The organism is Aeromonas sp. 95A, assembly GCF_051919235.1.
GTDB classification, from domain to species: Bacteria; Pseudomonadota; Gammaproteobacteria; order Enterobacterales; family Aeromonadaceae; genus Aeromonas; species Aeromonas veronii.
This window is the reverse complement of record NZ_JBQBFC010000001.1, coordinates 4,079,518-4,099,596: the sequence shown is the minus strand read 5'-3', so window position 1 is coordinate 4,099,596 and position 20,079 is coordinate 4,079,518. Positions and strand designations below refer to the sequence as shown.

General features: G+C 50.8%; 15 protein-coding genes, 3 tRNA genes and 2 pseudogenes. 10 read left to right on the top strand and 10 right to left on the bottom strand.

From position 1 onward, the window contains the following. Positions 1 to 308 precede the first annotated feature (308 nt). The 5 genes from astB to ACTG2U_RS18795 all read left to right on the top strand — a co-directional run bounded on the left by astB (position 309) and on the right by ACTG2U_RS18795 (position 2,658). Positions 309 to 1,646, top strand: coding sequence for an N-succinylarginine dihydrolase (astB, locus tag ACTG2U_RS18815; protein ID WP_429013884.1), 1,338 nt, complete (start codon positions 309 to 311; stop codon positions 1,644 to 1,646). 241 nt (positions 1,647 to 1,887) lie between these two features. Beyond that, positions 1,888 to 1,972 (top strand) — tRNA-Tyr (locus ACTG2U_RS18810). Between the two features lie 39 nt (positions 1,973 to 2,011). Next, positions 2,012 to 2,096: transfer RNA gene (locus tag ACTG2U_RS18805), tRNA-Tyr, on the top strand. Positions 2,097 to 2,140: 44 nt separating this feature from the next. Next, positions 2,141 to 2,225, top strand: a tRNA-Tyr gene (locus ACTG2U_RS18800). 142 nt (positions 2,226 to 2,367) lie between these two features. Beyond that, positions 2,368 to 2,658 carry a hypothetical protein gene (locus ACTG2U_RS18795; protein ID WP_005353834.1) on the top strand — a complete coding sequence of 97 codons (291 nt, stop codon included), beginning with the start codon at positions 2,368 to 2,370 and terminating at the stop codon, positions 2,656 to 2,658. On the opposite strand, the gene ACTG2U_RS18790 is transcribed toward ACTG2U_RS18795, so the two are convergent. Then, entirely contained in the window at positions 2,632 to 5,298 is a 2,667-nt protein-coding gene (locus tag ACTG2U_RS18790) for an ATP-binding protein (protein WP_439974915.1), read from the bottom strand. The genes ACTG2U_RS18795 and ACTG2U_RS18790 overlap by 27 nt on opposite strands. Before the next feature lie 82 nt (positions 5,299 to 5,380). Between ACTG2U_RS18790 and ACTG2U_RS18785 the strand changes: the two genes are divergently transcribed. Next, complete coding sequence (locus ACTG2U_RS18785) at positions 5,381 to 6,523, top strand: IS4-like element ISAs18 family transposase (RefSeq protein WP_439974914.1); 1,143 nt, start codon at positions 5,381 to 5,383, stop codon at positions 6,521 to 6,523. 27 nt (positions 6,524 to 6,550) lie between these two features. Here the strand turns inward: ACTG2U_RS18785 and ACTG2U_RS18780 are convergent. Next, positions 6,551 to 7,339, bottom strand: a pseudogene (locus ACTG2U_RS18780) (transporter substrate-binding domain-containing protein); the annotation flags it as partial. Positions 7,340 to 7,460: 121 nt separating this feature from the next. Here ACTG2U_RS18780 and ACTG2U_RS18775 point away from each other — a divergent pair. Continuing rightward, a complete protein-coding gene (locus tag ACTG2U_RS18775; RefSeq protein WP_236380010.1) occupies positions 7,461 to 8,099 on the top strand; it encodes a response regulator in 639 nt (212 codons plus the stop codon). Here ACTG2U_RS18775 and ACTG2U_RS18770 read toward each other — a convergent pair. From ACTG2U_RS18770 to ACTG2U_RS18755, 4 genes are all read right to left on the bottom strand, one after another. Further along, the gene (locus ACTG2U_RS18770; protein WP_227095052.1) at positions 8,096 to 9,268 is read right to left on the bottom strand and encodes a hypothetical protein; all 1,173 of its coding nucleotides are present in this window, start codon (positions 9,266 to 9,268) and stop codon (positions 8,096 to 8,098) included. The two genes, ACTG2U_RS18775 and ACTG2U_RS18770, sit on opposite strands and share 4 nt — an antisense overlap. Positions 9,269 to 9,294: 26 nt before the next feature. After that, on the bottom strand, positions 9,295 to 11,634 hold the full coding sequence (locus tag ACTG2U_RS18765; protein ID WP_429013801.1) for a CS1-pili formation C-terminal domain-containing protein: 2,340 nt from the start codon (positions 11,632 to 11,634) through the stop codon (positions 9,295 to 9,297). A gap of 144 nt (positions 11,635 to 11,778) precedes the next feature. Next, entirely contained in the window at positions 11,779 to 12,258 is a 480-nt protein-coding gene (locus ACTG2U_RS18760; RefSeq protein WP_227095054.1) for a CS1 type fimbrial major subunit, read from the bottom strand. Between the two features lie 45 nt (positions 12,259 to 12,303). Then, positions 12,304 to 12,996, bottom strand: a complete 693-nt coding sequence (locus tag ACTG2U_RS18755) for a hypothetical protein (protein ID WP_439974913.1) — start codon at positions 12,994 to 12,996, stop codon at positions 12,304 to 12,306. 314 nt (positions 12,997 to 13,310) lie between these two features. On the opposite strand from ACTG2U_RS18755, the gene ACTG2U_RS18750 reads away from it, so the two are divergent. Both ACTG2U_RS18750 and ACTG2U_RS18745 read left to right on the top strand, forming a co-directional pair. Continuing rightward, complete coding sequence (locus ACTG2U_RS18750; protein ID WP_439974912.1) at positions 13,311 to 14,048, top strand: EAL domain-containing protein; 738 nt, start codon at positions 13,311 to 13,313, stop codon at positions 14,046 to 14,048. Positions 14,049 to 14,403: 355 nt separating this feature from the next. Beyond that, a complete protein-coding gene (locus tag ACTG2U_RS18745) occupies positions 14,404 to 15,639 on the top strand; it encodes a site-specific integrase (protein WP_043851842.1) in 1,236 nt (411 codons plus the stop codon). A gap of 725 nt (positions 15,640 to 16,364) precedes the next feature. Here ACTG2U_RS18745 and repC read toward each other — a convergent pair. The 4 genes and pseudogenes from repC to ACTG2U_RS18725 form a co-directional block, all read right to left on the bottom strand. Further along, the gene (repC, locus tag ACTG2U_RS18740) at positions 16,365 to 17,294 is read right to left on the bottom strand and encodes a replication protein C, IncQ-type (RefSeq protein ID WP_102989304.1); all 930 of its coding nucleotides are present in this window, start codon (positions 17,292 to 17,294) and stop codon (positions 16,365 to 16,367) included. After that, on the bottom strand, positions 17,281 to 18,171 hold the full coding sequence (locus tag ACTG2U_RS18735) for a helicase RepA family protein (RefSeq protein ID WP_043851840.1): 891 nt from the start codon (positions 18,169 to 18,171) through the stop codon (positions 17,281 to 17,283). Before ACTG2U_RS18735 ends, repC begins: the two co-directional genes overlap by 14 nt. Positions 18,172 to 18,357: 186 nt before the next feature. Then, positions 18,358 to 18,943: pseudogene (locus ACTG2U_RS18730) on the bottom strand (IS5 family transposase); the annotation flags it as partial. A gap of 205 nt (positions 18,944 to 19,148) precedes the next feature. Beyond that, entirely contained in the window at positions 19,149 to 19,391 is a 243-nt protein-coding gene (locus ACTG2U_RS18725) for a hypothetical protein (RefSeq protein WP_043851850.1), read from the bottom strand. Positions 19,392 to 19,501: 110 nt separating this feature from the next. Between ACTG2U_RS18725 and ACTG2U_RS18720 the strand changes: the two genes are divergently transcribed. Beyond that, positions 19,502 to 19,729: a helix-turn-helix domain-containing protein gene (locus tag ACTG2U_RS18720; protein ID WP_081043428.1), complete on the top strand. Its 228-nt coding sequence runs from the start codon at positions 19,502 to 19,504 to the stop codon at positions 19,727 to 19,729. The last annotated feature ends 350 nt before the right edge of the window (positions 19,730 to 20,079 follow it).

Sequence of the window (20,079 nt, the reverse complement as noted above, 5' to 3'; positions counted from 1 at the left end):
TTGTGGGGCTGTATAAGAGATTTGGCGCGAAAAAGCAATCTTGTGAGCAAATTTGCCTGACCAGCCCGAACCACACGGCTTCTTTTATTGCTTCTTTATTTATTAATGCGAAGGCAACAGGCCAGACGCAACCGCTTTTTCAATTTTCTGCCATACCGCCCCTCTTTTTATATCTGAAACGACATAAAAACGTCTGCTGGTTACCGGCTTGTTACAAAAACACAAAATCTCTTTATAATGGCCCAACCCCGACGCATTGTGCGCGGAAGGAACCGCTACCCATCATAAAAATCGAAAGGATGTACTCAATGAAGCACTTCGAGGTCAATTTCGACGGTCTGGTCGGCCCGACTCATAACTATGCCGGCCTCTCCTACGGCAATGTTGCCTCCCAGAGCAATGCCCAGGAGGCTTCCAATCCGAAAGAGGCCGCCAAACAGGGGCTGCGCAAGATGAAGGCGCTGACCGAGCTTGGCATGACCCAGGGGGTACTGGCGCCACAAGAGCGTCCCGACCTCGCCACCCTGCGCCGCCTCGGCTTCACCGGCAACGATGCCCGGGTGCTGGAGCTGGCCGCCAAACAGGCTCCCGCCGTACTGGCTGCCTGCTATTCGGCCTCCAGCATGTGGACAGCCAACGCCGCCACCGTCTCTCCCAGTGCCGATACCCAGGATGGCCGCATTCACTTCACCCCCGCCAACCTGACCAACAAGTTTCACCGCTCCCTGGAGCCTGACGTCACTGGTCGCATCCTGCGCGCCGTGTTCAACAATGATCGCCACTTCAGCCACCACCTCCATCTACCGGAAAATGACCACTTCGGCGACGAGGGAGCGGCCAACCATACCCGCCTCTGCCGCGCCTATGGCGAGGCGGGTGTCGAGCTGTTTGTCTATGGCCGCAGTGCCTTTGACTACTCCCGCCCGGCGCCGAAGCGCTATCCAGCCCGCCAGACCCTGGAGGCAAGCCAGGCCATCGCCCGCCTACATGGCCTTGGCGAGGAGAGCGTGGTGTTTATTCAGCAAAACCCGGAGGTAATCGATCAGGGGGTATTCCATAACGATGTGATCGCGGTGGGCAACCAGAACGTGCTCTTCTTCCACCAGCAAGCGTTCCTCAACACCGAAGCGGTACTGACCGAAATCCGCGGCAAGTTTGGCGAGGGGGATTTGCACTTTATCGAAGTGCCAACCGCCGAGGTATCCGTGCTGGATGCGGTGAAATCCTACCTGTTCAACACCCAGATCCTCACCCTGCCGAGCGGCGAGATGGCCATTATCGCCCCCACCGAGTGCCGCGATAATCCGGCGGTGTCGGCCTATCTTGGCAAGCTGCTGACGCAGGAGACTCCGATCAAGGCGGTCCACTATATGGATGTGAAACAGAGCATGCGTAATGGTGGCGGCCCGGCCTGCCTGCGACTGCGGGTTGCCATGAACGATCAGGAACTCGCTGCGGTCAATCCGGCCTGCCTTATCAACGACAGCCAGTTTGCCCGCCTCGATGGCTGGGTAGATCGCCACTACCGTGACCGCCTGACCCTCGATGACCTGCGGGATCCGGCACTGGTGCAGGAGTCCCGCAGCGCTCTGGACGAGCTGACCCAGATCCTGAAACTGGGTTCGGTCTACCCGTTCCAGCGCTAAATGTGATGCCCGGGAAGACCGCCAACGCTGGCGGTCTTCTGCTATCGGCCTTCTCTTCAGCGCGATCGCCAACTTGCACGGATGCTGTTTTGTGCAGAAAAGCAGCGCACAACTTGCTGATAAGCTTGAATTTTGAGCTGAATGTATCAAAAAATCGACGAACAGTCATTTTTTACTGCCAGATGCCTCATCAAGGGGTTCACAAAGCCTCTGAATCTGATAGTATGCGCCTCGCACTTGGGGAGGGGTTCCCGAGCGGCCAAAGGGATCAGACTGTAAATCTGACGGCTCTGCCTTCGAAGGTTCGAATCCTTCTCCCTCCACCATTCAAGTGCAAAAGTAGTGACAATCAGGAAATACCCCGTGGAGGGGTTCCCGAGCGGCCAAAGGGATCAGACTGTAAATCTGACGGCTCTGCCTTCGAAGGTTCGAATCCTTCTCCCTCCACCATTTCCCTGATTGCAATGGCTGAATACAATTTGCTTTGCCCCCGTGGAGGGGTTCCCGAGCGGCCAAAGGGATCAGACTGTAAATCTGACGGCTCTGCCTTCGAAGGTTCGAATCCTTCTCCCTCCACCATCATTCAAGAAAACCCGGCCTAGCGCCGGGTTTTCACTTTCTGCTATCCCCCTCACACTTTTTCGGCATTGTCAGATCTGACAGTTGCAATTGCATCCCATCTTGCTCATCGTGGCATCATAGACATCAGAGTGTTCACATCATGTTTGAAGTCTGGGACGAGCATGGTCACGCCACCGGTCTGACACTGCAGGCGCTCAAAGTCAGAATCAGCAACGACTATCAGGGTGATCTGATGGTGCGCTACAGCAACAAGCTGGGACTCCCCACGACCCTCTTTCTGACCATTCATCAGGGCGTTGCCTATCAACGCTTCAAAGCGGGCTCGCCAAAACTGGATTGGGAATGGCTGGCCAGCGCAGGCAATGGCCACAGCCCCCGCAATTTTATGAGTGAACAGTTCCCCTTACTCCAGCTCTCCCTCGATAACTGAGTGCCCTTTCTCGCTCAATAACGTCAATTCATCGATGATTTGCTGTAATTGGGCACGAAAGCGTGTCAGCTCATCTGTACAAGCTGGCGATCCAAACTGACGGATTTTTTCTTCCAATCGCCATGCCTGTTCCGCCAATTCAGGCGCCATCATCATGCTGATGGTCCCCGCCTGACGATGCACCCAATTGGCCAATGCATTGTCATCAAGTGGCTCCTGCACCATCGACTGTTCAAGCTCCTGGCGAAAAAGCGGAAACATCTGCTGCAACTTGTCACCATGACCAAAAAATGCCTCCATGGCCACAATATCAATCAAGGTTGGCGCGGGTAAGATTCGCCACTTCTGCAACATCTGGCGCAGAGTATCCAGCAGCACCGGTTTGCCCAACAGATCGTCCATGCCCGCAGCAAAACAGCGCTGAGCCTGCTCTGGTAACACATTGGCCGTCATGGCGATGATCAGCTGCCGCTCGCCTTTCTCTGCAGCCCGTATCCTGCGGGTGAACTCATAACCATCCATCACCGGCATCTGACAGTCACAGAGCACCAGCTCATAGGCATGCTGCGCGACCATCTCGAGAGCCTGCTGGCCATGCTCTGCCACATCGCAGTTCATCCCAAGTTGCCTGAGCTGGCGTATTACCAGCGACTGGTTGAGGGGATTATCCTCCACCAGCAATACCCGACAGGGCTGCATGGGTGCGCTCTTTCGCATCCCTTTCGTTGCCGTCCCATCGCTCAAGCCAAGCTGGTGATAGCAAACTTCCCGCACCGCATGCCAGGTCATGGGATTGCTGTTGAGGGTGCAACCCTCCTCATCACAACGATAACCGAGGGGGGTTGCCAGCGGCAGCACCCGGATGACCCTGTTGCCCGCCAACTCATGGTCTGTGAAACGCAACTGAGCATCACCAGACTCCGACGTTCGTATTACTCCCAACGCATCAAGTTGCAACAACAGGGTGTGGCACAGCTTCTCGTCATGGAGATCGATGTGGGCTTGCACGCCATTGAGACGAGGATCCGGCTCTCGCTGTGCCAGCACTGGCAACGTAACCGTCAGGCTGATGAAAGTGCCCAGCCCAGGGGCACTCTCCAACCGGATCTCGCCACCCATCAAGGTGGCCAGGGTCTGGCAGATACTCAGGCCCAAGCCGGTACCACCATAACTGCGGGTGGTGGAGCGCTCTGCCTGTTCAAAGGCATTGAAGATCCGGCCAAGCGCCTCTGGGCTCATACCGATGCCGCTGTCGCGCACAGCGAAGCACAATTGCTGTTGCCCCTCCCCCTGCGACAGCAGTTGCACCGAGATCTCAATAAAGCCCCGCTCGGTGAACTTGATGGCATTGCTGACAAAGTTGAAGAGGATCTGGCGCAGACGCAGCGCATCACCGCTCACCCGAGCCGCCACACCGACATCCGCCCAGAGATAGACGCGCAACCCCTTGCGATGTACTTCGCTCACCGTCATGGTCAGCACGCTGTCAAGCAGCTCCCGGACAAGAAACGGCGCTTCTTCGAGTTGCATCTTGCCCGCTTCCAGCTTGGCGAAGTCGAGCACGTTGTCGATCAGCGCATGCAACCCCTGGGCACCGCGGTTGATAACCTCCACCATCTGGCGCTGATCCTGAGTCAATTCGGTAAAGGTGAGCTGTTCCGCCATACCGATAATGCCATTCATAGGCGTGCGAATTTCGTGGCTCATGGTGGCCAGAAACTCCCCTTTCTGGGTGGCGGCAGACTCCGCCTTGGTCTTGGCTCTGGCCAATGCAGCCTCAACCTGATGACGACGGACTATCTCCTGACGCAGCCGCCAGTAAGCCACCGACAGCACCAGAATAAAGAGTGTGATCGCCACCCCGGCGGGCAGCAGGGTGCGCACCAGTTTCGCTCTGGGGATACCTTCGCTGTAATTGAGCGCCAGCCAGCTGTTGCGTATCTGGCGCTGCTCCTTGTCGCTCATGCTGGCAAGCACCCGGTTGACCAGGGGCAGCAAGGGAATGTAAGGCTCACGTACAGCAACGGCCAGCTCATCCTTGAAGGGGGTGGGCGCAGCAATATGAAGCCGGTCATCAAACTGCTCGGTGATAAGACGGGAGACCACCACCAGATTACCGATATAGGCATCTCCCTCACCTGCGGCAACACGGGTGAGCCCCTCGCTAGCACTCTTGGTCGTGATCAGTTTAAGGTCAGGCACCAGTGCCCTCAGCTCGGGGATCAGCATGCTGTCGGTCAGCAACAGCTTTTTACCGGCCAGATCGGAGAGATCCCCGATCGGAAGGCTGCCACGGGCCGTCACCAGTACCAGAGGAAAAGATGCGAAGGGCTCGCTGGCATGCCACCCAATCAGCCGCTTGATGACCCGGGCGGGCAGTATCGCCAGATCCACATCGTGATGCAGCAGTTGCTGTTGCAGGTCAGGCCAATCCTTTACCGGTATTCGGCTGTAAGCCAACCCCAATTTCTCCTGCAGCAAATTCAGATAATCCAACATCAAGCCGACCGAGTTACCATTCTCATCGTTATAAGAGAAGGGCATCCAGCTGGGAAGCAATCCCAGTTTCAACGGTGGCAATGTCGAGAGCCAGGATCGCTCATCAGGGCGCAGCAGGAAATTGCTGTGACCCTTAACCATCCCCTCATATGAGCGAGGCGTGGCGCGGCTTCTGAGGTATGATCGCCATCCTTGACCAGCTAATACCCAACAGACTATCCCCATGTTTAACCACGAACTAATCCTCAACCACATCGACGATATATTTGGACAGGACATGCATGCTAAGCGTGTTCTTTCCCTCGCCAATGCTACCCTCGGGGTTATCGAGTCAGGTTCACTGGCCATCCACGCCATCGGTAGTGGCCTCTCCTTGGCCAACGGTCTCGAACGTAAACATGCGGTTAAACAGGTGGATCGCCTGCTCACTAACACCAAGCTCAATGTCTGGAGCCTCTTTGACGATTGGGTGCCCTATGTGGTCGGTGAACGTACCGAGATCGTAGTCTCCATGGACTGGACCGAATTCGATGCCGATGATCACAGTACCTTGGTTATCAGCCTGCAAACCAACCACGGTCGCAGTACTCCGCTGCTGTGGAAAACCCATCGGAAATCGTTGCTCAAAGGGCAACGCAATGCCCATGAGAAAGAGCTGCTCACCAAGCTCAAGCAGACGTTGCCAGAGGGTATCTTCGTGACGGTAGTAGCTGACCGCGGCTTTGGTTACATGGAGCTGTTCGAACGCCTGGAGCAAGAGCTAGGCTTTGCTTATCTCATTAGATTTAAAGGAAATGTTTTGGTTGGTTACCCTGGTGTAGAGCAGGTTCCAGCTCGGGACTGGCTAACGCCGACCGGGCGCACCCGAACCCTCAAAGCGGTGGAGCTAACTGGGCAGCGACAGCCTGTCGAACGGGTCTATTGTTGTCATAAGAGTGGCATGAAAGACGCGTGGTTTCTGGCCAGTAACCGGACCGACCTGAGCGCCGCCAAGGCGTTGCAACTATACGGCCAGCGCTGGGGTATCGAGACCAGTTTTCGTGATATCAAAGATTACAAATTCGGCATGGGTATGGGAGATGTGCACATCAGTAATCCGGTCCGGCGCGACCGACTGTTTTTATTCAGTGCCCTGGCCATCGTCTTGCTGACGCTGCTGGGTAAGGCTGGAGACAGTGTCGGTCTAGAGAGAACGATCAAGGTCAATACCAGCAAGAGCCGAACCTATTCGTTCTTTCGGCAAGGGGTCATCTATTACCAGTTGTTACCTAAAATGAAAGAAGCCAGTGCGGTCTTGTTGATGGATAAATTTATCTACTACCTGAAGCAACACCGCTTATATACCCGCACACTTGGAATTATTTGAGTCTCTAAAAATGAGGGGATCTCTGAGGCTGTGACCCATAAAGTTGGGCTCCAGACTCTCCCCCAACCAGCGTTTCTCCAATGCACTGCGTGCCTCGACCGTCAGCGACTGAATGGCAGTATCAAGCCGAATAGCAAGAGAGTGTTTCTGGGTCGCGATGCCAAGATGCAGGGTTTCCATCAACAAGGGAGACTGGGCAACCACCGCCAACGCAGGGTGGCGCTCGATAAACAGATTGGCCACATGAAGGTTGCCGATATAGGCATCCGCCCGACCTTGCTCAACCGCCTGCAATGCACGGCGCGTATCGACAAACAGCCTCGGTGTGACATTGGGATAGTGCAGCTTGACCAACTTCTCTGTCAGAAAGCCTTTTTCGATAGCAATGCTCGCAGATTGCAAACGGCTTACATCCCGAAACAGGGCGCTATCCTGGCGCACCACCACCACGGTCGGCGAGGTGTAGTAAGGCAGGCTATAGGTGACACACTGGCGCACCTCAGAATTAAATGCATCGAGCAGGATATCCAGCTTGCCACGGCAGGTATCAGCATACATGGCTTCCCAGTTGGGGTAGGCCTGCCAGGCTATCTGGTAGTCCAACTTTTTGGCCAATTGTTCCATCAATTCAACGCTGAAGCCGGCGACAACCTTGCCGTCCCACTGCTGAAATGGTCCCCACCCACCAGCTATTATTCCCACTTTAATCGTTGGCACAGGAGGTGTGTCTGCAGCAAAAATCGCTGGCGTCAAGAAAAAAGACACCATCATTATAAATCGCTTGATGAATGGTATGACTGAATAATATATAGGCATAAGGAACCACATATATTGGCCAAAAGTTATATGCACCTGAAAAATGGGGTGCGCAAGGTAGTATAGAAATGTAAGCTTTGATAGCCTGAATATTATTCACCGCTTTATAAGAGGCTCATCCATGTCCTTCAAGATTATTCTTGCCGATGACCATCCCTTGATTCTGACCGGGATCCGCAGCCTGATTGAACAGATAACACCTCATTGTGAAGTGATCGCCGAGGCATATCAGGTATCTGAATTGTTCAATTCATTACAGCAATATCACTGCGACCTGCTGATCACCGATTTCAGTATGCCGGGGGATACCCTCTGCGATGGCATGGTTATGATCCACAAGGTGCGCCGTGATTATCCAACTCTACCCATTATTGTGCTGACACAGCTCCAGAACAGCGCAATCATGCAATCCCTGATTCAGGCTGGAATTAATGGCCTAATCTTGAAAAAGTCAGTCATCGATGAATTGGCCGAAGCCATTCGCCAAATATTGCTTGGCCATAGCTATATTGGCCCGACGGTACAAATGCTGCTATCTAATGTCGATATCACCGATCCAGACAAAATCAACCCGCTCACCCCAAAAGAAAATGAAGTGGTACGCCTACTGGCCAGCGGTATGTCGGTCACTCAAGTTGCCGATCATCTTCATCGCAGCGTAAAAACCATCAGCACCCAAAAGAAAAGTGCCATGCTGCGACTGGGTATTAGCAGCGATAGCGCTCTCTTTGAATATGCCAAGAGCAGCGGTCTTTGCTAGTCGATGGCGGCATCAAATATCAGGGTCACATCTCCTGTAAAGCGAGAGCCTGGATATTTCATCATCTCGGTCACAACCCCCCCATCAATCTGAAATTGAATGGCTCTTGCGCCATTAACTACGGGAGCTGCATTCGCAGATAATGCAAATTTTTTCTTGTCTGTAGTCAAAAGTTCCATAGTGTTATTGGGATGTAGATAATATGCTTTCAATGGCACTGTACGCCCCTTGCCATCTCTTAACGCACACTCCGTTTTCCATGGGTACTGGCAGCGTAATGCCAGGGTAAATGGGGCACTGTGCCAAAGCCGAAACGGGAGTCTGTGCTGCAAGAGAGTCGGCGCGTTTTTGCCATTATGAATCCAATCCAACCACCCTTCAGGTGGTTGTAACAACGCCTTATTGCCACCAGAGAGAAACTCTACTTTTATTTGATGACGCACCTTTACTTTGAATGACACCGTTAACTGTGTGTCCCCATAGTAGCCACTACCAAAGTCAAAATCCTTCCCGCCCCCTATTGAAAATGTCACTTGACCACTATAACCCCCATTCTCCAATCTGAGGGGATTCGGTGCCTCCAGTCGATAGCCAAGATATGCCGTGTAAATATTTATATCCTTATCCCCGTAGATTTTATTATTTCCATAACATCGCCCGCCAATCAACTGTTTATGCGCTTTTATATCACGAAATAAAAAAATAGAAGTGTTATTACTCCATATAGCGCTATCAGAGCAGTCACCATAGTCTGGTATATTGCTATTACTGGGGAGGTCCACTGCTGTTGCCACGCCAACAGCAGTCACTATAAACTTCATTTTAAAAGATGGCCCGCCGCCATCTTTTTGCAGGATGACATCCCGAGCTCCAGGAAAACCAATATAATGGACCCCATCTCTGATATCCCCGCCAATCTTTACTGTTCGACGGGTGCTAACTTTAAAATGTACCGCCTGGGGTGTATCAACTGTTGCAGTGGCACTGCACCAGAAACCTGGTGCATTAGGAAACTGGGTACAGGGGGTCGTATTGATAAATTTGGCTCCTCCTGCTTCATAGGTGGCAGGATTGTATTCTGCCGTTATATTAAGTGTTGCTCCATATAAAGGGTAACCATACAGCAATACTAACAGTAACCAATAAGTGTGTATCGAGCCTGCTCTCATACTTACTTTACTTCCCGCTTCAGAAATTATCGATTAACCCATGTTTGGGGAGTACAGACCAGATCGCCTAGTAGTAATACCCCGGGCTGTCGGTCAGCTCTGGTTGTATCGAGCGACAGCTCGCACTGCTGCCCCCCCTGATACTGCACTTGAAAGTTGGGATTGCGTTCACTCATCTCTAGCGCAAAGAAACCGTCGGCCTCGCTGACTGTTCGCCCCGAGTGGTTGACCACTATTGCCCCCTTCAGTGGGGCTCCCTGCTTATCCAGCAGACGGCCAATCACTGTGACTGTGCGTAAGGCATTTACTTGACCATACCCCACCCCACCACGATTAAGGTGGTAGGGGAGCACGGTTGGCCTGATGGTGAGCGGCGCCCCGTCGTGGTCGTCCATCTCCAGTTGCAAGGCACCGCTTTGCAGGGCGGGTACCGAGACCAGATGGCGTCCGGCCCCCAGGATCTGCACACCGCCCTGATCGTCGCTGACCCGGATCCGTGTCCTCTCGTCGTCAGCGTCGATATCTAAGATCATCGCCGCCTCATTGACCATGCCGTCCATCTCGCGGGAACCGAGCGCCAGCGCCCCCTCCCGCCCCAGAGCCACCAAGCTCTCCAGGTTGATGCCACCGGTCACCTCACCGTTATAAGAGGATCGTTGGGCAAACAGATCCCCCCCCAGCCAGGGGGCCGCAAAGCGACCATAGCCGGACAAACCGCTACCATAGCTGTCAAAATTGCTGCCCACGCTGACCTGACGCAGCGGCCCCCAGTCTACCTCCTGCTGGTAGTTGAGATAGGCGCTGCGCTGGGCACCGCCCGAGCGGGAAGTATTGCTGCCCAGCCCCAGCGATAACTGGCGATCATCCCCCCCAAGGTTGATAGTGAGACTGAGGGTGCTGCCGCGATCCCGCTGCTGCGCCGTGCTCTCGCTGCCAGGACGATCGAACAGGGTAACGCCCCAAGTCACCCAACGCCCCCACAGCCGATCGCTATAGTGCCACCCCAGATCGGCACCATTGCCACGACCAGACTGGTGCGAAACATAGACGCCGAGGGAGCCCCACGTTTCCAGCGACTGCTGCAGTGACAGGCTGGACACCGCACTTGCTTCTCCCTGCTTGCGCAGATTGCGCGAATGGCTGGCCACCAGACTGCTGTTGCCATGCCAGTAGATCCCCTGCAGATCGTAACCCCACCCCATGCCAACACTCTGGTTGAGGGAGGCAAAGCCGTGGAGCTGACTGGTCGCCTCCCAATCGAGCGAGAGGGCGTGCTGGGCCCGTCTGTCCACATACTGGCTACCTGCGCCCACTACCAACGAGGGAAGCAGCAGGTGGTTCACCGCTACGCCGCCACTGGCCCCTTCCAGATCACTGTCTCCTTGCCGCACCAGCCAGCGGGTCTGGCGTCCGGCAAACAGGTTGAAGCGCCACGGCTCCTCCGGCGTCTGCCAGTTGGAGGGTTTGTAGATCATCTCGCGCCAACGGCGGGTCTCCTGACCATCCTCCAGCAGCCGCAGCTCTACCTCGTAGATACCGCCGGGAAGCGATCGGGTATCAAGTGCCTGCAAACCGGATACGACCGGCTGGGACTGGATCAGGTTGCCATCACGATAGATCTCCACCATGCCCGACCGGGCCGGTGCAACCTGGATCGGCGCCAGACTGGGCACCCCGCGCTCCCGGCGCAGCAGATCCGAACTGCCCCACATCATCCCGAGCACTGTGGGGGTTGCGCCACTGTAGTAGTTCGGCTGACGCACCAACCCCTGCGCCGAGGGAAAGAAGAAACCAAGGCGATAAAAATTGGCCTCATGGAGCCGCTCGCCATAAAGCTGAGCCAGGCCGACTTCACTCGATTGCCCCTCCTGCCAGGTGGCATCCCCCTCCATAAAGGGGGTCCACTGCCCCCAGCTGCCCTCCAGCTGCAGGTTGTAGTGACCGTTGCGCTGAGTGCCCTGCACCAGGTTCAGCTGGTTCTGGATCAGCAACCCCTTGCTCTCTTGAGGCAATGTCATAAAGCGCTGATCCCGCGCCTCCTGCTCTACCTCACCGGTCAGTACCGAGAGCTGGGACTCCTCCAGACTATATTGCAATCCCACTATGCCTTCGGGACAGGCACGGCTGCACCCGCCGAGCGGCAGGTGCGATCCCAACCTGGTCAGCCAGCGTTCACGCGCCCCCTCATCAAAGTCGCTCTCCTGCACCTCCAGCAGCGAGAGCAGCTGTACCGAGTTATCCCGCCCGAGCAGCACTTCCCCATCCCCCAGCAAGCGTCCATCGACGGTCACCCGCACCATCAGGGGCACCCCAAAGAAGTGCTCTTCAAACCCCTCGGGCAGCTGCCGCGCCTGTTGCAGCAGCATGACAGGGTCTGCTGCCACCGCCAGAGGGCTAAAAAGCAGTATCCCGAGCAAGAGAAGAAGAAAGCGAACCATGGAGTAAAACCTGAGTGCTGACTGTCCCAATAAAATGGGGGCCTGAAGGCCCCCGCTTGTTGATGTCAACAGCTATGCTTTCGGCGCTTCGGATTCAAACATCATGCTAACAATCCCCTGATAGTTGCCGGGCTTGTAACCATTGGCTGGCGGCACAGCGGGAATAATCTCCAGCCCGACCTTTTTACCGATATTGGCATCCGCCTGGTTCAACAATTCTTTAGATGAAGTATTCAACTCAACTCCGGCCACCTTGACGGCCAGTGCGATACTATCCTTGCCACTGATAATGCTGGCCGGATAGAGCAGATAGCCTTTGATGGCGCCAAGGGTACTCTTCATCTCCAGCTGCTTGGTCAACGGTTCCAGCTGCTGACTGAAAGCGTTAAAGGTCAGCTTTTGCGGGGTGTTTATCCACTCCCCTACCGGCTGGACATAAAAGCTTGCAGTCGGGATCTGCGCCGTCACTGTCACTGTATGCTCGACTTGCTCGGCTGCCATCAGGGAACCGCTGGCCAGCAGCAGGGCGGGGAAAAGCGCTAACATCTTCATAGCCACTCCTTATTGTGTGATTGTCTTTGTTGTAATAAACCGGGATCAGAGCTTGAACTCCTTGAATGCCGATTTTTTCCCTTCGATCAGTTCAAAACGAACCGTCCGGGTTGCCTCTTGACTGACCCGCTTTTTAACGCCGGGCAGTAGATGCATCTGCTCCGGCTGACTGCATGACGTCTCCTTTTTGTCACACAACTCCAGATAATCTAGAATCACGGTGGCGTTGCCCCGGTTCTCTGCATAGAGGGCACCGTTTTCGCGCCCGATATAGGTGTCATAACGGGGTGTTTTTGGGGCGACAAATAAAATGGTACCAAAACCGGTCATGATACTGACCCCAGCACTAATTTTTTGCTGTGGTGGCAACTCGGTTATTTCATCGCCCTGTGGTTTGACCGGCACAAAGCGCACCCTAAAATAGCGCTCCCTCTCCCGCGAGCCCATATAGATAAAGCGGGTAGCCTGTGAGCCGCCAGCAGGGATAATCAGCCTGGAAGGACTGATCACCAACTGACGAACCCCCTCCTCCGGTAACTCCCGCTCTTTTGGCATACCATCTGCACCATATATAATTTCGGCCAGGGTAATTTTGACAAAAGCGGTTTCATCACCGATGTTTCGTACTCTTTTTAGCTGAGTGTTTTTTTCTGCCGGCATATAGTCATATAAAGTCCCAACACTGATATCCGGTGATGCAAAGGCGTGAGTGCTTAATATCAGCAAAAAAAAAAACAAAAAAAATATTCATGGACACTTTCACTCAGTAATTAATAGAGCAACAGATCTTAATTAAAATGAACCACTGTAAAATTTAAAACTAAGAATTGCAAAGAACTCCAAAAGGCCATTCTATATAAATTATTATCTGTATATGACTTTTGGTGGCTAATTATCTATGTCACCAGTGTAGATAATTTATCCATCAGGATTAATCGGAATAATCTGATACTGTCTGAATATTACACCATCAACATTCAGACAATTCCTAGTGCCAACCCTCAATAGCCTCCCGTATTATCCACAGTCATATCCACCAATAGGTAAATGCCATGTTTGCATTCAAAGATGAGTTTCCGGTCGGTGACATGGCATCCCTGATGACAGCGGACATTGCCGTGCCCTTTTATCAGCCAATCGTAGACCGGGATCGTCAGATCATCGGCTTTGAGGCGCTGGCCAGACGCTGGGAACCCCGCCAGCAGCGTTATCAGGGAATAGACTTTCCCTCTCTCAGTGATGAAGAGTCCCTGCATGTGGATATCGTTATGCTCAGAGCCATTTGGCGTGATCTGACCGCGCTGGCACGCCATGCTCCTTGCGCCCTCTCGATAAACCTCAACCCCGCTTTTGAGAGCACAACATATAAGAACCTGCTGTTACTCACTCTCTTGCAGGCCCGCAAGCTGGATATCGCAATCTGGTTCGAGGTGGTGGAGTACGCCCCGCTAGAGCGCAAGGAGCTGGCCCTGATCGAGGTACTGCGCAGCCACGGTGCCCATATCGCCTGCGATGACTTTGGCACCCAGGAGTGCAATTTTCAGCGAGTGATGGCGCTCCCCTACGAGATCATCAAGCTGGATCGCTCCCTGCTGCTGCAAGCGACCAGGAGTAGCCATGCCTTGCGCATGCTGACCGGACTGGTGGAGTACCTGCAGCGACTCGGCATGAAGGTGGTGTGCGAAGGGGTGGAAAACCAGACCCATATCGAGATTGCCGACCAGCTCGGCTGTGACTATCAACAGGGTTACGTCTACGCCATGCCCTCCCCCCTCTCCCATTGGGCCTGAGCGACGGCTTCATTTCGGCATCCTGTCGGCTCGCGCAGCCAACAATGTCCTGCCAAATTGCATGATGACGTGGGGGCGAGTACAATCTCGCACCCCGAATATCCGGCGCATCTTCTGTAGATAGGCCCGGATATGCCGTCATGGGGTCGCGCTGCATTGAGCCTCCTCTCGGAGGGCATCTTGCACCGCAGCTCAACCACTACGATGCCATCAGGTGGCATCGTCCTGATTTGCAATCAGAACGCAATATAACATACCGCCATAAATTCAGTCACTTACAACAATCTTCAAATTGATATCCATGGAACTATACACAATGCTAGTATGAGACTGCGTTGAGTATTAGGGGCTTCTCATGAGCGATTTGATCGATGTGTTGAGTAAATTTTCTGTACATGACTTGGCTAGAATGCTGGCAGAGAGGATCGAGGCTGACAGTCAGAGCACGTTCAAAAATCGTCATGATTTGGGCGGGGGCATAACACTATTCAAACAAAAAGGCAGCTCCAGATGGCACTGTAGAGTCCATCAACCAGCAGATGGCATTTATGACTATCGTCAGAGCACACGGAAACTCGACTTACGAGATGCAACGTCCGAAGCACATCAAATAGCACTGATGTTAAAAATTAAATTATCGAGTGGTGTTGCGCTTAAAAAGGGTATTACGTTTAAAACAATAGCGAATGAAATCGTTCAATTCTACTTGAAGCGCTCTAAGCCTATAGATACATACTACATTAGCCTGATCAAGAATCACCTCCTTCCATATTTTGGTGAGCAAGAGATTGCTAGCATCAACGATAGATCAGTTAGACTGTTTTGGAATAAATACTGTGAGACTCATGATGCTCCAGGAAAATCACTTGCCAACTCAATCCATATTGTATTGAGAAGGATCTTGCTTGAAGCAAAAGAACAAGCCCTCATAAGCTCGATACCTGACATGAGCAATAAAGTAGAAACTAAAAATATTATAAAAGGAGAGTGCTGGGAACCTAATCAAATAAAAACAATTTTTGATAAATTAACCAAATGGCAATCATTATCCCCAACAAACACCGATAGAGTAATTTTTAACTTGTATTGCAGGTTTCTTTATTTAACCGGTATTAGAACAGGGAATGAGGCACTTGGTGTTAGATGGGATGATCTAAAAACAGAAAAAGATTATTACTTAAAAGTACGCAAGGGGAAAATGGAGGGCACGATAAAAGAGGGCCGTGAGATGATTATTTCAAGGAGTGGGCAGGAGAGCAAGGTTATAATTGAGGTAATGTCTCCGCTAGCTAAAATACAGGGATTTGAAAAAATTTCTGAAGCCAAAGCTAAGGCTCCAAGCCAGTGCCTATTCGAACTAAAACGTCCTGCCGAAATTTGGCGATCTTTCGCTGATGAGATGGAAGTTGAAGGAACATTGTATTGGTTCAGGCATACCTATATAACTAATGAGATACTTAGGGGAGAGCCGCTTGCACACATTGCTGCGCAGGTCGGCAACAGCGTAAAAATGATCGAACGGCACTACTCTCATGCAACTATGAGACGAATTCGAACTGCTGAATTGGATAGAAATAAAAAAGACAAATGATAAATAGATAGATTTCTAACGTTGAATAAAAATACTATCACTACCATAGCGAGTGAGTGATATCTGAGCACAATTGAAATTTAAACACCCGCGTGTTAGCTTCGCACACGCTCGTGCCACTTCGTTGTTATTCGATTTGTATTATTAGGCGCTTCGCTTTAAAATTTTAGGGCTTCGCCCTCATTTTATCAAAAAATTGACACCCGCATAAATTCTTGTATATGGTCGGGACTTTTTTATGAACAGATGGCATTACTATTTTTAGTTATGGAAATCGTTAATTGTTTACCAGCCAAATTGAAATTCGATGGCACACTACTTTTCCATGATTTTCCATGAAGAGGTGGTTATTTCTATGAACATCATTATGATGAACCCACTTATCTCAAGATGAGGGCTGAGGGTGATAATACCATTTTCATGGCTGGTATTAATTCTGTGTATGGCCACTAAGCTTAAAACGCATAGATTGACATCATAGTGAACAGAAAAGGAACTGGCCATCATGATGCTCAGTGTTTTACACTGAGCAATAGAGATACTGAGTTTTTTTCGTAATAAGAGGAGTCTTCCTTTAAGAAGATCTTCTTAAACAGCAGGAACATGAAATGGCTAAGACCCTTGTAGAACAAGGGCTGTAAGAGAATTTAAAATCAATTTTCGTACCATGAATTAACGTAACGACGCACCATGCTTTAACGCTGATTGCGTACATCGCTTTAACGTCATGGATTACTCTTTTCTACAGCCCCATTGATGACTCTTAAACGCTTCACCTGGACTTGCTTATTCGAGCCAACCTTGTCATTAAACCGAACTCTCCAGCCGTCCAACTCGCTGAGCTGCTTCAGTGCAGTAACAATCTCAGCACGTTTACGCCTTATCTCTTTTTTTTCATACTCTGTTTTTGATTTAGGTTGGTGAGGCTTGTATGGCTCACCCCAAATCCTCTGTACTAGTGTATCTATATAAGGAGATAAGTGGTAGCCATGATTGATATTGAATGAAAGCCATGCATGAAGTAGCTTAGCTATATTTGAACTAAGCAAACGACGTTCCTCCAAACATATCCTAGCGTATTGTCCCCCATCGACCGCATATGCAATTTTGGAGTTCAACACAACATAGACGACATCTTCCTCACCAATGACTGATGTGTTGTTGATTAGATAACTCAGTAGCCCAGATCTCCACTTTCTCTCTCCCTTAAATATAAGTAAATTAACATTATTTAATCTATTTAAGCATTTCTTCAACCTATTGTATTCATGACCCGATCTATTCCACCCTAGAATGTTTAAAATGTCGGTCTGTGTAGTAGTTACTAACGCACATTGTTCAGTTTCAGCATCAAAACTTACATTCAAATTATTCCACAATAGAGTCGACTTCGGTCCGGTATTAGCTGACGAAATTATTTTACTCTCTATACCAGCTAGGGCGATTAATGCGAGAAGTACGCTTTGGTCTGAGCTATCAAGCCCTTCTGCCAATTCAGCACACAGTCTTTCATGACCACTTTCAATATCTAGTTTAATATTTATTGGACGCTTACCACTTGGCATAGGCATGAACAACCCAGGTATTCGCCCTAAAAATGGGGCAGCCAGAGCAAAATTCTTTACATTGTGGTCATTATTTTTAGAAATTTTCATCAACTATTGCTTTAGTTTTTTTATTTTCACAGGGTGGCTGGATATTCTTATCTTTCCTAGTGTTTTGGGCTCCTACCAAACGACTATCACGGTCTATGACAACCAAGGTATCAATAGTTTTTCCTTTTGTGGTTTTCCCTATAGCCTCGATTTTTAGATTTATTTCCATTTTTAATCCATCGCTCCCCTCCTTATTTTTGGTGCATTCTAATTTAGTAGTTAGCGCATCATTGCCTTCTATCTTAGCTATAAAATACTCACTGTCTAATGCAGCTTTGAATGAATATGCCCCTCTTGCTCCCTGACCCAAATCTTTTCCTGTGTGATGCACAATGAGAATTGTCGCACCAGTTTTGCATTTTATTTCATCACAACCGGCGATGAATTTCCCCATATCCTCAGCAGAATTCTCATTACCGATAAAACTACGTGCAAGCGTATCAATAACAATCAATCTTACAGGCAAATTAGTTTCTTCTTGAACATTCTTTGTAGCCAAAATTAAATCAGTAACAACCTGTGGTTGTGATACAAATATTGGTTGTGATATACGGTACAGATTGTCTAGGTCATGCCCATCATTGTATTTATTAATCCAGGCGTGCATGCGTTTTTTCATGCCATTGCTTCCCTCGGCAGCAACATAGATTACAGCACCATGTTTTACCTCCCTGCCCTGCCATTTCTTCCCTGATGCGATCCGACAGGCAATATCCATTATAATGAACGATTTTCGCGAACCGCTGGGACCGTAAAATCCAGCTAGCGAATTTTCGTCTAAAAGATCTTCAACTAAAAATTGGTCGTGATCGAAATTTATCGATCCAGCGCCCCTTTCCATAATAAATTTGTTTTTCGGGGAAGATATAGTTTCCATTTCCAATCCACTAATAGAACAATAAAATAAAAAGATCCAAATGTTAACATTAATTCATCAATTAAAATTAGCTAAACAGAAAACTCAGCTACGGAAACCAAAAAAACGCTCAATATACTATCATTAGCTATACAACTAACAAGCAAAAATAGCTTTTCATAGGTGCTAGTAGGCGTTGTTGCCCAAATCAGCCAGCAAGCGACGGTGGTATCCCGATATCTTCTTCCAGTGCGCCAGACCTTCCTTGCGCATCGCCAGCACCGCTTCATTTCTTGTTCTATAACCCCGCGTGCTTGCGAGGCGGGATACAGGCTGTCGCCCCTTTGCGTGAGATAAGCGGATCCCAGCTTGCGCCGCAGCGGGTTGAGTAAGGTGGGCAGGACATCTTCCAGCGAGACTTCTGCTGCCACGATATCGTGGGTTGCCGAGTCCACCGCCAGATGTAACTTGCGCCACACTCGCCGCTTCTCGGCGCCGTGTTTTCTGACCTTCCCTCGCCTTCGCCAAATACCTTCAGGCCAGTAGAGTCGATGACCAGGGAACTGGGAACGATTCATACGCCCCTTGGCGGGTTGTCGATAGGCCACCGTCACCGTGCGTGCTCGCTTGCTGACACATAGCTATAGTCCGGCGCGCACAGCGGTAAGTTCATCAACTCGGACAAGGAGTCGAGTAGCCCCTGAGTTGCGCGAAGCTTGAGGCTGAAAATCCCTTTGGGCATCAGGAAAGTAGGGATAGTTTGGTCGGTGTAGAGCTGGCTGCGTCCCCGTCGTCAGTGATGGGGTGAAGCGATGCGCCCATGATGCAGAGTTGAAGAGGGATGGTAGTGATCAGATCACAGAGCCCTAAGTTAGTTCCATTCAATCTGCATCAATTTGGGCAACAACTCCGACTGGCTGGAATGCCAGGCATGACTAATGATGGCCCTCTGAGATGCGGCTCCGTATGAGTGTCAACATCTTATGTCAGATACTTGTTTACACCTTTCTTAGCTCCTGAGGTATCGGCCAATTTTCCTTAAAATCCATAAATTCGGCAACAAACGAAGCCATCAGGCTCTTAACAAATTCATCATATACGGATTGATTGATAGTAACATGTAGGAATGACTCCACTCTCAAGGAATCTCCTACTGCGGCTAGGAAATCCGCATCTTGAAAGGTTAGTGTCACTGTGCCACTTTTTTGATTCTGGCTCAGAACGATCTGCTGATTAGACATTTTCCACCTCAGAATGATGCTTATATGCAGTGTCATTATATGCGTGTACTCACAGCCGTGTACAGTGCGCCGTATAACGTAGACCATAGATCCTCTAGTGAGGAGATAAAATGGATTCTGACGAGTTTGAGCTGGCGATGCTCGCAACTGCATTCGGTAAAAATGTACGAGAACTGCGGTCTGCACGAGGTATGCAACAGGAAAAACTAGCGCTAATTGCTGGTATAGACCGTGGTCATATGGGAAAAATCGAACGTGGGGAGACTAGGGTAACCTTGGAGAAAGTTTATCTGATCGCCAAAGCCCTTGGGGTCTCGCCTGCATCATTGCTGCCATAGCCATAGCCATAGCCATAGCCATAGCCATAGCCATAGCATGGCTGTTGCTCTTACCCAATGGCCCGCCCTGGATTTGCAATAAACTCGAACACGTCAAACACCTCACCTTATCACTGCATACAAACCGCCCTGAGCTGGTTTGGTACAGTTTCAGCTCTAGGCAGACCCATACGAAACCACACTCGTTGTCATCAGACGCATCAGGGAGATGCGTCACATTCGGCCAGAAGTTTGCCCACAAACGCTACATCCGGTGCTCCGTCGACCCTCACAGAGTAGCGATGATACTAGGCAGTCCTCTCATGAGGCCTGTAGGGAAAGGAGACCTTATTTAGGAAATCGTCGGTGTC